This window comes from Niastella sp. OAS944 (genome assembly GCA_024809215.1).
GTDB lineage: Bacteria > Bacteroidota > Bacteroidia > Chitinophagales > Chitinophagaceae > Niastella.
This window is the reverse complement of the sequence record JANUBW010000001.1, coordinates 873,559-886,596: the sequence shown is the minus strand read 5'-3', so window position 1 is coordinate 886,596 and position 13,038 is coordinate 873,559. Positions and strand designations below refer to the sequence as shown.

Sequence of the window (13,038 nt, the reverse complement as noted above, 5' to 3'; positions counted from 1 at the left end):
AAGGGTAAAATTTCCGCTTGCTGGTTTTTGCCGGTTTTTATTTAAGCGGGAAAGCTAGATAAAATCCTGTATAAAATTTGTAAAAATTTATACGAAACTTTCAAGAAATGCAGTGTGTACAGAAGGTGCAATTAAAAAGACCATTTGCAAAGGGGCAAATGGTCCAAAAAAATTATATATCAAATTCTTTATTTAAGTAGTGAGAACCCGCTTTGGCTCAATCACCCATTGTACTTTGAAAAAGTAAGGTGTTGATTTTGGGTTAAGTCCCGACAGATCGGGTTTCTTTTCCCATGATCTTATAATTTCTTTCTGCAAAACATTATTAATTTCTTCTTTTGAAATGGGGGTGGCAGCCACTGCCGGGTCAGGAGCATAGCCAACAACGGTGATCTTCTTTATTTGGCTGGCCGCTGCCGGCGACTGGTCGTACAGTTTCAGATTATCGATATTGCCATTGGCATCAACAGAGAGTGAAAAGTATACAACCCCTTCGCTGTTATTGGTAAGCACCTGATTAGGGTAACGGGTTGCACGACAAAAATGACGTGATAATGTTTGTGTAACAGGGTCTGTGGGGTCGAACCCTGGTGCTTCCATCGCTGGCTTGGGTACCTCCTGGTAAAAGATAGCCGGCCGTTGATAGGTAACCATTTTTTTATGGCTTCGTTCCGCAGCTCTTTCCAACGCCTTCATCATATTTTGTTCAAAAGCCGGGTCGGTAGTAACATTGGCTGTTTGAGTTACTATGTTGGTGGTAGCTGGTGTTTTAACGGCCGACACAGGTTCGGCTACCGGCGCGCTTTCAGCATTTACTGGCGTGTTGTTTCTGGAGCTGGCAATGCCTTCCAGTATCTTTTTGGCAACGGCTTCCTGGTTACTGCTCTTGCTAATAAATGCCAGGTCTTTTTCATTGGTCATATAACCACATTCAATCAACATGGCGGCACAGGGCGTTTTATCGAGCACCCATATTCCCATGTTAGTGCGTTGCTTAAGGGTAGTATTAGTTGTATAAAGTTTGCTTAACTCCTGCAAAACAGCCGAACCATATTGTCTTGAAAGTGGGGAGTGGCTGGTTTCATTTCTCGAAACAAATACTTCAAAGCCCGAAAAATCATTTTTCATTTCTTTGCCATTACCGGCTGCGGATATATGTATAGCTACAAACAGGTCGGCTTTAGCCTGTTCTGCAATTGCTACCCGGGCTCTTAATCCGTCATGGACCACGGTAGTATTACCTGGTAAATTGTCGTCGGTACGGGTCATTACCACCTTTATGTTATAAGCAGGGGCAAGCGCCTGTATCTTTTTACATATCTGTAGCGCCAAACCTTTTTCCGTAAGGTTATTTACAGTAACCCCGGGATCAATGCCGCCGTGGCCCGCATCAATTACTACGGTCAATGGGGGGGTAGCATCACCGGTGTAAAAAACAGTTCTGCCCGAATTATTAGTGCGTTGTGCATACAGGGCAATGGTGCAAAAAAGAAGTGCTAACAGGGGGAGGGCCATCAGGCGGCTGCCGTAACTGTACCTGGCCGAATGGTTGTTGGTGATCATGGCTATACGTCGTTTAATATGGTTTTGAAAAAAGTAATTGCTAATGGATGCATGATTGGCTTTAAGGGTTTGCATTACAAGCAATTCAGCATAAGCGTAGCGGTCGTTGTTAGAGATGGCATATTGATCGGCCAGGAATTCATGAATGGCCTTTAGTTCTTTTTTTAGGATATGAAAGAAAGGGTTGAACCAGAAAAAGGCGGTTACTACTTCCGTTAAAATAATATCGGTTGAATGTTTTTGCTGAACATGGAAGAGCTCATGGCGAAAGATCTGTTGCCCGTCGTGGCTGTTAAAGGGCAGCTCGTGGTTCCAGAAAATTGATCTGAAAAAGGAGAAAGGCGTACCGGGCTCGCTGGTGGTAAAGAATTTGAGTCCGCTAACCCGTTCATAAGGATACTTTTTCGAAATTCTTCTTATATATAATAACGACTTAACCAGCGTGAAAAGAAGCACGGCTATACCTAACGCATAAAACAGGTACAAGGCATTTTCAAACGTAAACAACTTTGTGAGCCGGCCGGGGGCTGTTGCCAGCTCATCACCCTCACCATAATTTACGGTAAGCACCTCAATGGTTTGATAAACCGCCTGGTTTACAGCATTTTGCGATTCGTTTAAAACCGGGATCCTTAGAAATGGCAATACTACCGATACCAATAAAGTAACCTGCAGGTAAAAACGGTTGTAATGGTGAAAGCGCTTGTTGCGTAAAAAGAGCCAGTAATAGCCCAGCAAAATGCCAGAGCATAGCATTACTTTTCCCAGGTACAGCAAAAAGGTCATTGGTTATTGTTTTTGGCGTTTTTGATTTGGTTGAGCAGTGCTTCAAGGTCTTCCTGGCTCAATTTGTTTTCGTTTACGAAATGCGAGAGCAGTTTTGCGGGCGAACCTTCAAAATAACCCTTCACCAGCTGGTTGATGCTCTTCTTACCGTAATCGGTTTTACTCACCGCCGGTTTGTACAGGTTGTTGCGCCCCATGGTTTCAAAATGAACAAAGCCTTTGTCGATCAATATTTTAAGAATAGTGGCCACTGTATTTGAGTGGGGTTTGGGCTCAGGCATTTTTTCAAGAATGTCTTTCAGGAAGCCTTGTTTTAGCTGCCATAATATTTGCATCACCTGTTCTTCGGCTTTTGTAAGGGACTTCATTATAACTAATGATTTAGTTGTTTAATCGAATGTATAACTAATTATTTAGTTTTCTAGCGTTACACTTGATTTTTTACAAGATTTTTTCGATTTTGGTTACGCCGGGTGTTTGTGACGTACTAAATAATAGGGGCTAGTGGGGTACATGGGCATAATTAATCGTTTAATAGTGGAAAATATGTATCCGTTTATAGCTAAAAATCAATTATTGTCTTTTGTGGGGTCGATTTTATCCACAAAAGCTATGAGGTTTGAAGATTGAGTGTTACTTTTGCAGACAGTACCGGATGGATTAACACGTTATTAGCACCTGACTTGCAACCTCCCCCGAACATAGTCAGTCTTGCAAATGTTAGTATAGTACCCTTGATCAAATAAACAGAAAGGCGATTTATTATCGACGATTAAAGTCATTTTTATAAAGTAGATATGAGACAGCTCAAAATTGCAACGCAGATTACGAATCGAGATTCGCAGGCAGTAGAAAAGTATCTTCAGGAAATTTCCAAAATTCCGATGATCACTCCCGAAGAGGAAACAGTACTTGCCCAGCGTATCAAGATGGGTGATCAAAAGGCATTGGATAAATTAGTGCAGGCCAACTTGCGTTTCGTGGTATCTGTGGCTAAGCAGTACCAGCACCAGGGTCTTTCTCTTAGCGATCTGATCAACGAGGGTAACCTCGGTTTGATAAAAGCGGCCCAGCGTTTCGATGAAACCAAGGGTTTTAAATTCATTTCATACGCCGTATGGTGGATCCGCCAGTCCATTTTACAAGCGTTGGCAGAGCAGGGCAGATTAGTCCGCCTGCCTCAAAACAAAATTGGCACCTACAACAAGGCTAATAAAGCGTACATGGCTTTTGAACAGGAGCATGAACGTGAGCCAAGTACTGAAGAGCTCGCAGAGTTACTTGAAATGAGCGAAACTGAGATCAACAACATTTTCCAAAGCAATACCCGTCACACCTCGTTGGATGCTCCGGTTCACGAAGCTGAAGATGTGGCTATGGGCGACCTGCTGGAAGGTGGCGACGATACGGACGACGATGTAATGAAAGATTCATTACGTAACGAGATCCGCCGCGTGCTGAAATCATTAAGCCCCCGCGAAGCTGAGATCGTAAACGCTTACTTTGGTTTAGATGGCGAAAATGGTGTAACCATTGAGCAAATTGGTCAGAAATACGATCTTACCAAAGAGCGTATTCGCCAAATCAAAGAAAGAGCGATCAAACGTCTGCAAAAAGCCCGCTACAGCAATGCTTTAAAAGCTTATTTAGGTTAGTGTAAGTACTATAAAGAAACGGAAACCCCGGTTGGTTAATCACCTTCCGGGGTTTTTTGTTTTTATCCCCTTGCCTTAATACTATGTTTCCTGGTGTTTATGTGGTATTTAAAAAAACATTAAACTATGACCTGGATCAGATAAAGCTAAGACGTAACAAAGGAAATATTCTTATCTAGTCTTTGTTTGGTCTTTGTTATGTCTTTGTTTGGTCTTTATTTGACCATAATTTAAATGCACTTAAACCTTGTTCTGAGATCATATTCATATGATAGCGAACTTTACTATATCTGGATCGTTTTTTGAATGCTGAAGAGGCGCATATGATGAGGTGTATTGCATTAGTAGTCATTACCTTGGGGATGGTATTTTCTTCCTGCGAAAAAACAATTACGTTCAGGCCCAACGAATCGGAGCCTGTGGTAGTTGTGGAGGCTACTATTGAGAACGGCCAGGCGCCTGTGGTAATACTTTCCCAAAGCCTTAATTACTTTAGCCAGATAAACACCGAACTGGTGGCTAACTCTTTCATTCGCAATGCCGAGGTTATTATTTCAAACGGTTCAAGAACCCATAAACTAAAAGAATATAGAGCACCGGTGGCCAATGGTTACACGGTTTATTATTATTCCATTGACTCTGCGAGTTTAAACACGGCCTTTAATGGCGAATTTGGCAAGAGCTATTATTTATCGGTAAAGACCGGTGAAAAAGAATACACGGCCACTACCACTATTCCCATCCCGGCTAAGAAGCTCGATTCGCTTTGGTGGGAAGATGCGCCCAACAATCCCAACCCCGAGAAGGTGATCGTGATGGGCCGCTTTGTTGACCCACCCGGACTGGGAAACTATTCCCGGTATTTTACTTCGGTTGATGGGCTGCCTTTTTTGCCCGGTTTTACATCGGTTTTAGACGATCAGTTAACAGATGGCGTTACCTACAACCTGCAGGTTGAAAAAGGGGTGAACCGTAACAATGATGTGAACCTGGCCGAGTATGCTTTTTTTGATAAAGGCGATTCGGTAGTAGTTAAGTATTGTAATATTGATAAGGCCACTTTCGATTTTTGGCGCACCATGGAGTACAGTTATTCAAACATTGGCAACCCGTTTGCCTCGCCCAATAAGGTAATCAGTAATATACATGGGGGCGGGTTGGGGTACTTTGGCGGCTATGCGGCGGAGTATAAAACTATAGTTATCCCTCAATAGAAGTCTCTGCTTATTCACACGTAATTCAGGTAACCTGCCTTTATATTTTTCGTAACTCATTTTCAGGTAAATTTGTCATCTTTTCTTTAGAAATAGGGAGAATTACAGAATTATGGAAAGCGAAAAAATACATTGCCTGATTATTGGGAGCGGACCGGCAGGATATACCGCCGCTATTTATGCTGCGAGAGCAAACATGAAACCCGTATTATACCAGGGTATTCAACCCGGCGGTCAGTTAACAATTACTACTGAGGTTGAAAACTATCCCGGTTATCCGGAAGGCGTTCAGGGGCCTGAAATGATGGTTGATTTTGAAAAACAAGCTGCCCGTATGGGTGCCGATATTCGTTTTGGCCTGGCTACAAAAGTTGATTTTTCAGCGCCTCCTTTTAAGGTTTGGATCGATGAAGAAAAACTGGTGGAAGCCGATTCGGTGATCATTGCTACAGGCGCATCGGCCAAATGGCTGGGCCTCCCAAGTGAGGAGCGCCTTAATGGCTTTGGTGTAAGTGCCTGTGCCGTATGTGACGGGTTCTTTTTCCGTGGCAAAGAAGTGGCTATTGTAGGCGCCGGTGATACCGCAGCCGAAGAAGCATTGTACCTGTCGAAGTTGTGTACCAATGTGCACATGTTCATTCGCCGTGGCGAAATGCGCGCTTCAAAAGTAATGCAGGACAGAGTGCTGAAACAGCCAAATATTAAGGTTTACTGGAATACGGCAACCGATGAAATCATTGGTGAGAATAAGGTAGAATCGGTTCGTATAAAAAATACAAGCACCGGTGAGTTACAAACTATTCCTATCAGCGGATTTTTTGTGGCCATTGGTCATCAGCCTAATTCCGACATCTTTAAAGGATGGCTCGATATGGATGAGGCAGGTTACCTGAAAACCATTCCAGGTACGTCAAAAACGAATATTGAAGGCGTTTTTGCTGCTGGTGATGTGCAGGATAAAATTTACCGCCAGGCTGTTACTGCTGCAGGTAGTGGTTGTATGGCCGCGCTGGATGCCGAACGTTATTTATCGGCCAAAGGAATAGTATAAGGCTGAATAGGGCTGAAAGCAATACAAATACAGCCGAAAGCCAATGGCGATTAGAACGCTGAACACCTAATGCGAGCTTCTTACTTCAGAGGCCAGCTTTGAGTGTTCAGCGTTCAGCTTTTAGCGTATTTTGCATTAGAAGTGCAGTTTACCATTTCGGTAACCTGCTTTAGGCTTTAAGCTTTTGGCTTTAAGCCTTTTTGTGGCATTGTTTTAGCAAAACAAAAACTAGGTATGGTTGTTATTGAACTAAATCAGGTTAAGCTGCATGCAATTCATGGTATTTACGAAGGAGAACAGCTAACCGGCAGTAATTATGAAGTGAGTGTACAGGTTACTTACGAAGAAGGTGACAGTACATTTGATGATTTAAAAAATACGATCAATTACGTTGAAATACTCGATATTGTAAAGCAACGTATGCGTATTCCAACGGGTCTTTTAGAAAAGGTGGCAGATGATATAATTCGTGCAATCAGACTGCAATATCCATTTTGTACAGAAATACGATTTTCTATATATAAATTAGATGCCCCTGTAGAGAATTTTCAGGGGAAAATAGGCGTTACATTGTATAAGAAGTTTTGATGGGTAAATTAGGAAGTACAATAGGGCTCGTGCTTTTGTTGATCCTGCCATTCGAAAACATTGCGCAGGACATCAACTCGCTGTTGAAGGATGCGCAACAGCTGGAGAGCTCATTTAAAGAACCCGAAGCTTTGCAAAAGTATCTCGATGTGGTTCGTGCCCAGCCTACCAACCTCACCGCACTCATTAAAATAAGCGAATTATACAGCATATTGGGAAAGCACCAGGGCTCCAAAGACAAAATGAAGGAGTATTACCTCAATGCCCGTACGTATGCTCAAAAGGCGTTACAGGTAAACGCAAACAGTTCCGATGCTAATGTAGTTATGGCTATTGCCATGGGCCGTATGGCGCTGGCCTCATCGGGCGATGAGAAGATAAAAGCGGTGAAAGACATTAAGATCTATTCTGAAAAAAGCGTTCAGCTCGATCCCAATAATTTCAAAGGCTGGCATGTGCTGGGCAAATGGCATTATGAAGTAAGTGACCTCAACTCCGTTGAAAAATGGCTGGTAAAAGTTGCTTACGAAGCACTGCCAAAAGCCAGTCTCGATGAGGCAATCAAATTCTTTGAAAAAAGCCGTACGCTCAATCCTTCGTTTTTATTGAACTACCTCGAACTGGCCAAGTGCTGGCATCGTAAACACAATGATAAAAAGGCCCGTGAGTTTCTGGAGGCCATGCTTAAAATGCCGAATAAGATCGGTGAAGACGTGAGTATTAAAGTCAAAGGCAAAAAATTACTGGAGGATTACAAATAACGGCCTGTTCGTAAGTTATTCAGTTAGGAGGAACCTTTTGCATCTACAGAATGCTGGCAATTGCTTGCAATCTCGTATATAAATTCTTTGAACTGTGAACTATGAACTGAAAACTAAGAACTGAACAACTCAATAACTAAATAACTTTGCCTTTCCACTTCCCACTACGTATATACAAAAACGAAGGCACAAACAAACAACTCCAATACAACCACTCACTCATCCAGCCATAGGTGATAGATAAATTGTATTTATCAAGCGCCAGGTAAATGTACACGCAGTAAAACAACAGGGCAAACATTTCTATTAGTAACGATACCCGGCTGTTGGCCGATCCGGTAACGGCATTAAGGTATACCACGGCAAACGACATTACCAAAATGGCTATAGAAAGTACACGCACCACAGGCACCGCCTGCTCAACAAACTCGCCCGACTGCCCATATATTGAGAATAAAAAGGCAGGGAACAGGTTAATGAAAATAGCTATCACCAATGCAGAGCCAAAGGAGAGCCGCAGTATTTTCGATATAAGCACACCAACCTGGTGTTGCCGGCCCTGCCCAATAATATTGCTTACCATAGCATTGGTAGTAGAACCAAATGCCCAGGTTACAATACCTGCCAACCCCAAAATATTACGCATGGTATTGGAAACCGCCAGGGCTATTTCGCCCCGCGCATCAATGAGCAAAAAGAAATATTCCCAGCTTAAAAGACTGATGCCATGTTGAAAGATCAGTGGGGTAGACATGGTAAAAATAAGCCGTGAATTATAGCCGTCCCACCTGAAGTTCTTAAATAAATGCAGCTCGCTGCTGATGCCTTTTTTCATAATTACCGCGTACACCACCAGCAGTCCAACAATTTCGGCAATAATAGATGCAACGGCAGCTCCGTTCAACCCCATTTGCGGAAAACCGGCATGGCCAAAGATCAACAGGTAATCGAGCAGAATATTCGTAGCCGCTTCAGCAAGAGCGCCGCCCATCAGGTATTTGCTTTGATTGGTTCCAACCAACAGTGCATTGCGCATTTGGTAAACAAACAAAAAGGGAAGTCCCCAAATACGAATGCGGCAAAATGAAATGGCCTGCTGCAGCCGGTCGGCATCAGTTATAAAATACCCGAACAGGCGAGGGGTAATGGTGTAAGTGAGCAAAATGCCCAGCATTGAAATGGAAAGCCCTATAAAAACCGCCTGACTAAACAGTTTACCGATCTCCTCGGGCCTGTTTTCACCGGCCCGGCGGGCAATAAGGGCCTGCAATCCATTGTTGAGACCATAGCCAATGGCCGAAAAAATAAGGTAATACACACCGGTAATGCCGGCAATGGCAAGCGCCTGTTTATTAAAATGCCCTAAAAAAATATTATTGGTAACAAAATTGATCTGTGGTATTAAAATAGCAAAGCTGATCGGGAGTGCCATTTTAATGATCTGCCGGTTTGAAAGTTCTACCTGGAATGCTGTATTTTTAGATAAGGCGGTCATAAAGGAAGGCAAAGGTAAGTTTCAAGTTTCATGTTACAAGTTGCACGGCTTAAATCATCTGGTAACCGGTGCCTGGTAACTGTATTCACCTGAAACCTGTAACCTGAAACCTGTAACTTGAAACTTTTTACGTAACATTGCAACTTTTGTATTATTATGCTTAAGGCCAACTTTGATATTGTTCCCGAAATGAGAGACGCTGAAGAGCTTCGAAACAGCCAATTGCTGATAGAAGTAGGAGATAAAATGTTCAGCTATGTCATTTACAATAAAGACAACCGGCGTTTTGTGGGGCTTCGGCAGTATAACCTCGATTATACGCCTGGCAAAACAATGCTCGAGAACGTGTTGGAGATTATAACCAACGACGAGCTGTTGCAGGACTCGTTCAAAGAGGCTTTCATAATTTACAATTATACCGATAGCAACTTTTTACCCGAAAAGGTTTTTCATATTGAACTCAATCAGCCGGTTACCGAGGTAATTTATGGTAATGCCAAAAAAGGACTGCTGTTGAGCGAAAAGGTGATCGGGTATAAGATGTACAACATTTACCGGGTTCCCCGCGATATACATGCATTGCTGCAGCGCAAATTTGCCAGCGGTAATTACTGGCACTATTATACGCTGTTACTGAACGACACGCAAATGCATACATCGGACAACGAACAGGTTATAAAAATGGTGATGCGGGCCGATCAGTTTCTGGTAGCTGTTTTCAATGGCGAAAAGATACAACTGGTGCAATCTTATGCCTATCAAACGCCCGATGATGTATCGTACTATCTGCTGGCTATTTGTAACCGCTTTAATATAAACCAGGATAAAGTAACGCTTATTGTTTCAGGTTTGCTCGATGAGCAATCGCGTCTGTACCAGGAGCTGCTGAAATATTTTTTACAGGTACAGTGGGACCGCATGCCCGATTCTGTAAAAATGGATGCAGCGTTCAGGGCTTATCCTGATCATTACTTTTCACCGCTTTTGAAAATGGCATTATGCGTATAATTGGAGGAGAGCACGGAGGCAGAAAAATTAATCCGCCAGGTAAAATGCCGCATACCCGGCCCACCACGGATATTGCCAAGGAAGGACTGTTTAATATTATTCAAAATAATCTTGATATAACTGCCTTACATACCCTCGATCTGTTTGGCGGAACCGGAAGCATCAGCTACGAGCTTCAATCGCGCGGGGCTGTCGAAAGCACCATTGTGGAGAAGGATACTGCGATGTATGAGTTCATAAAAAAAACAGCCGCTACTTTAAAGCTGGAGAACTTTAACGTGGTAAAGATGGATGTGTTCAAATTCATAGAACAGTGTACCAGCAAGTTTGATTTTATTTTTGCCGGTCCGCCCTATGCGTTGGGCACCATCGATGAGTTGCCAAAACTGATTGCCGAAAAGCAATTATTAAAGCCCGGCGGCTGGTTTGTACTGGAGCATACGCCCCGAAATGAGTACAAAGACTATCCCCTGTATGTTACGGAGCGGAATTATGGAACTACGATCTTTAGCATCTTTGTTAATAAAGAAGAAACTGCTGGTTAGCAGGAAGAAATTTAGGGATTTAGGGATTTCGTGATTTTGCGATTTGTTAGAAGGCGGCATTAAAAGAAATCTCAAAATCCCAAAATCTCAAAATCAGAAATTGCCTTATGGCCCCAATATTCATCACCGGGATAGGAACTGGCATTGGTAAGACCTTGGTCTCTGCCATTCTCACCAAAGCCCTGGAAGCCGATTACTGGAAACCGGTGCAGGCAGGGTTTGAAGATGGCACCGATAGCGAGTGGGTGAGCAACTGGTTGCAGCAAACCGGTTCGGTTGTACACCCCGAAGTGTACCGGCTGAAAAAACCGGCATCGCCACATATTGCAGCCCGCGAAGAAGGCATAACTATAGATATTTCAAAGATTTGTGAGCAAATTCCCAAAAATGATCGTACCTTACTCATTGAAGGTGCAGGTGGAATACTGGTACCATTGAACGAGTCACAATTTGTGGCCGACCTGATAAAAGCAATGGGCGCCAAAGTAATTTTGGTAAGCCGTAATTACCTGGGGAGCATAAATCACTCATTATTGACGGCGCGCGTTTGTCGCGAAATGCAAATTCCGGTGATAGGCTGGGTGTTTAATGACCAATACCTCGATTACGAAGAAGAGATTGTAAAATGGAGCAACTTTCCCAGGATAGCGTCAATTCCCTGGACAGATAATATAAACGGGACATTTATCAACTCTCAGGCAGCTGCTATAAAAAAGCAGCTGAAAGATATACTATGATAAAAAGAACCGTTAGAAAAGAGTATTTGAAACTTAGAATGGATATTCCGGAAGATGAGCTGCAACAACTCACCGCATCGATCGCTTCCGGCTTCAGGAAAATTAAACTCCCTCCGGTAAATAATCTGTTGTCGTATAATCCGCTGGCAAGCCGGCATGAGTTCGACGTGAGTGTATGTGAGGATATTCTCAAAGAGCAGAACATGATGATGCGGGTGGCATGGCCCAAAATTCATGTTGACCTGCTCGATATGGAAGCTGTACTGGTTGAAAAAGATGGTTTGTTCATCAAGAACAAATTCAACATACTGGAGCCTATTGGCGGCGCTACTGTTCCACCCCAAAAACTCGACCTTATATTTGTGCCCCTGGTAGCATTCGACAAACGCGGGTACCGGGTAGGGTACGGTAAAGGTTATTACGACCGGTACCTTTCCCAATGCCGGCCCGAGAGCATTAAGGTAGGGTTTTCGTTTTTCGACGCGGTAGATTACCTTGAGGACATCGACGAATTTGATGTACCTTTAAATTTTTGCATTACACCGCATCGTATTTATGAATTTTAATGCTCCGTTGCTGCGACCCTTCCGCATATTGTTGTTCCCTTTTTCCCTGTTATATGGTGCAGCGATATGGATACGTAACCGATTGTACGACAAAGGAATACTTCGATCCACCGGGTTTAATCTGCCAATCATTTGCATAGGAAACCTGTCTGTAGGCGGTACCGGAAAATCGCCCATGGTTGAATGGCTGGTAAAATACTTGCATAAGGATATGAAGGTGGCCGTGTTGAGCCGTGGGTACAAACGCCGCACAAAAGGGTATGCCCTGGCCGGCGAAAACACTACCGCCCTGGATATTGGTGACGAACCGATGCAATTCCATCAAAAATTTCCCGATGTAAGCATTGCAGTAGGCGAGGAAAGAATTGTGGCCATTCCGCAGTTGCTGCACGACAGGCCCGAAACCAAAGTGGTGATCCTCGATGATGCATTTCAGCACCGGGCTATAAAAGCTGGATTGAACATCGTGCTTACCAATTACGATAACCTCTTCACCCGCGACTGGGTATTACCGAGTGGCGACTTGCGCGATGAACGAAAATCGTACAAGCGGGCACACGTAATAGTGGTGACCAAATGCCCCGCTACCCTAACCGAGGAAGAAAAACAAAAAATTAAACAGGAAATTAAACCGCTGCCACACCAGCAGCTGTTCTTTACAACGATACGCTATGGATTGCCTTACCACATTATTACCAAACAGGAACTTTCGCTGCATACCAGCACCGAAGTGTTACTGGTAAGTGGCATTGCAAACCCGCTGCCGTTGAAAAAGTATTTACAGGATGCTACAAAAGCCTACTACGAATTATCGTACAGCGATCACCACATCTTTTCCATCGACGACTGGAAGGATATTGTGAACAGGTTTAAGAACATCCCAACACAGAATAAAATTATACTTACTACTGAAAAGGATGCCGTTCGCCTTATAAAATTTGGACAAACCTTGCAAGATTACCCCTTATATGTAATACCCATTGAAATCCAATTCCTTTTTAATGAAGGGCATCAGTTTACTGATATTATCAGTAAATTCATTACTGATTTCAGTATCACGAATTAAAAT

13 protein-coding genes are annotated in these 13,038 nt (G+C 43.2%); 10 read left to right on the top strand and 3 right to left on the bottom strand.

Annotated features, from left to right (window positions below):
* Nucleotides 1-192: 192 nt before the first annotated feature.
* Together GGD38_RS03460 and GGD38_RS03455 are read right to left on the bottom strand one after the other, a co-directional pair.
* On the bottom strand, nucleotides 193-2,349 hold the full coding sequence (locus tag GGD38_RS03460; RefSeq protein ID WP_375299422.1) for an N-acetylmuramoyl-L-alanine amidase: 2,157 nt from the start codon (nucleotides 2,347-2,349) through the stop codon (nucleotides 193-195).
* Entirely contained in the window at nucleotides 2,346-2,717 is a 372-nt protein-coding gene (locus GGD38_RS03455) for a BlaI/MecI/CopY family transcriptional regulator (RefSeq protein WP_375299423.1), read from the bottom strand. Before GGD38_RS03455 ends, GGD38_RS03460 begins: the two co-directional genes overlap by 4 nt.
* Before the next feature lie 429 nt (nucleotides 2,718-3,146).
* Here GGD38_RS03455 and GGD38_RS03450 point away from each other — a divergent pair, with 429 nt between their 5' ends.
* The 5 genes from GGD38_RS03450 to GGD38_RS03430 all read left to right on the top strand — a co-directional run bounded on the left by GGD38_RS03450 (nucleotide 3,147) and on the right by GGD38_RS03430 (nucleotide 7,618).
* The gene (locus GGD38_RS03450) at nucleotides 3,147-4,004 is read left to right on the top strand and encodes an RNA polymerase sigma factor RpoD/SigA (protein WP_014217201.1); all 858 of its coding nucleotides are present in this window, start codon (nucleotides 3,147-3,149) and stop codon (nucleotides 4,002-4,004) included.
* 323 nt (nucleotides 4,005-4,327) lie between these two features.
* On the top strand, nucleotides 4,328-5,218 hold the full coding sequence (locus GGD38_RS03445) for a DUF4249 family protein (protein ID WP_375299424.1): 891 nt from the start codon (nucleotides 4,328-4,330) through the stop codon (nucleotides 5,216-5,218).
* 112 nt (nucleotides 5,219-5,330) lie between these two features.
* Complete coding sequence (gene trxB, locus GGD38_RS03440) at nucleotides 5,331-6,269, top strand: thioredoxin-disulfide reductase (protein ID WP_375299425.1); 939 nt, start codon at nucleotides 5,331-5,333, stop codon at nucleotides 6,267-6,269.
* A gap of 234 nt (nucleotides 6,270-6,503) precedes the next feature.
* The gene (locus GGD38_RS03435) at nucleotides 6,504-6,857 is read left to right on the top strand and encodes a dihydroneopterin aldolase (protein ID WP_375299426.1); all 354 of its coding nucleotides are present in this window, start codon (nucleotides 6,504-6,506) and stop codon (nucleotides 6,855-6,857) included.
* Nucleotides 6,857-7,618: a hypothetical protein gene (locus GGD38_RS03430; RefSeq protein WP_375299427.1), complete on the top strand. Its 762-nt coding sequence runs from the start codon at nucleotides 6,857-6,859 to the stop codon at nucleotides 7,616-7,618. Before GGD38_RS03435 ends, GGD38_RS03430 begins: the two co-directional genes overlap by 1 nt.
* Nucleotides 7,619-7,754: 136 nt before the next feature.
* Here GGD38_RS03430 and GGD38_RS03425 read toward each other — a convergent pair whose 3' ends face one another.
* Complete coding sequence (locus GGD38_RS03425) at nucleotides 7,755-9,113, bottom strand: MATE family efflux transporter (RefSeq protein ID WP_375299428.1); 1,359 nt, start codon at nucleotides 9,111-9,113, stop codon at nucleotides 7,755-7,757.
* Between the two features lie 156 nt (nucleotides 9,114-9,269).
* Here GGD38_RS03425 and GGD38_RS03420 point away from each other — a divergent pair, with 156 nt between their 5' ends.
* From GGD38_RS03420 to lpxK, 5 genes are all read left to right on the top strand, one after another.
* Entirely contained in the window at nucleotides 9,270-10,121 is an 852-nt protein-coding gene (locus GGD38_RS03420) for a DUF3822 family protein (protein ID WP_375299429.1), read from the top strand.
* Nucleotides 10,112-10,666 carry an RsmD family RNA methyltransferase gene (locus GGD38_RS03415; RefSeq protein WP_375299430.1) on the top strand — a complete coding sequence of 185 codons (555 nt, stop codon included), beginning with the start codon at nucleotides 10,112-10,114 and terminating at the stop codon, nucleotides 10,664-10,666. Before GGD38_RS03420 ends, GGD38_RS03415 begins: the two co-directional genes overlap by 10 nt.
* Nucleotides 10,667-10,773: 107 nt before the next feature.
* Entirely contained in the window at nucleotides 10,774-11,403 is a 630-nt protein-coding gene (gene bioD, locus GGD38_RS03410) for a dethiobiotin synthase (RefSeq protein WP_375299431.1), read from the top strand.
* Nucleotides 11,400-11,969 (top strand): 5-formyltetrahydrofolate cyclo-ligase, encoded by a 570-nt coding sequence (locus GGD38_RS03405; protein ID WP_375299432.1) that lies wholly within the window; start codon nucleotides 11,400-11,402, stop codon nucleotides 11,967-11,969. The genes bioD and GGD38_RS03405 overlap by 4 nt, the downstream gene beginning before the upstream one ends.
* The gene (gene lpxK / locus GGD38_RS03400; RefSeq protein WP_375299433.1) at nucleotides 11,959-13,035 is read left to right on the top strand and encodes a tetraacyldisaccharide 4'-kinase; all 1,077 of its coding nucleotides are present in this window, start codon (nucleotides 11,959-11,961) and stop codon (nucleotides 13,033-13,035) included. Before GGD38_RS03405 ends, lpxK begins: the two co-directional genes overlap by 11 nt.
* The last annotated feature ends 3 nt before the right edge of the window (nucleotides 13,036-13,038 follow it).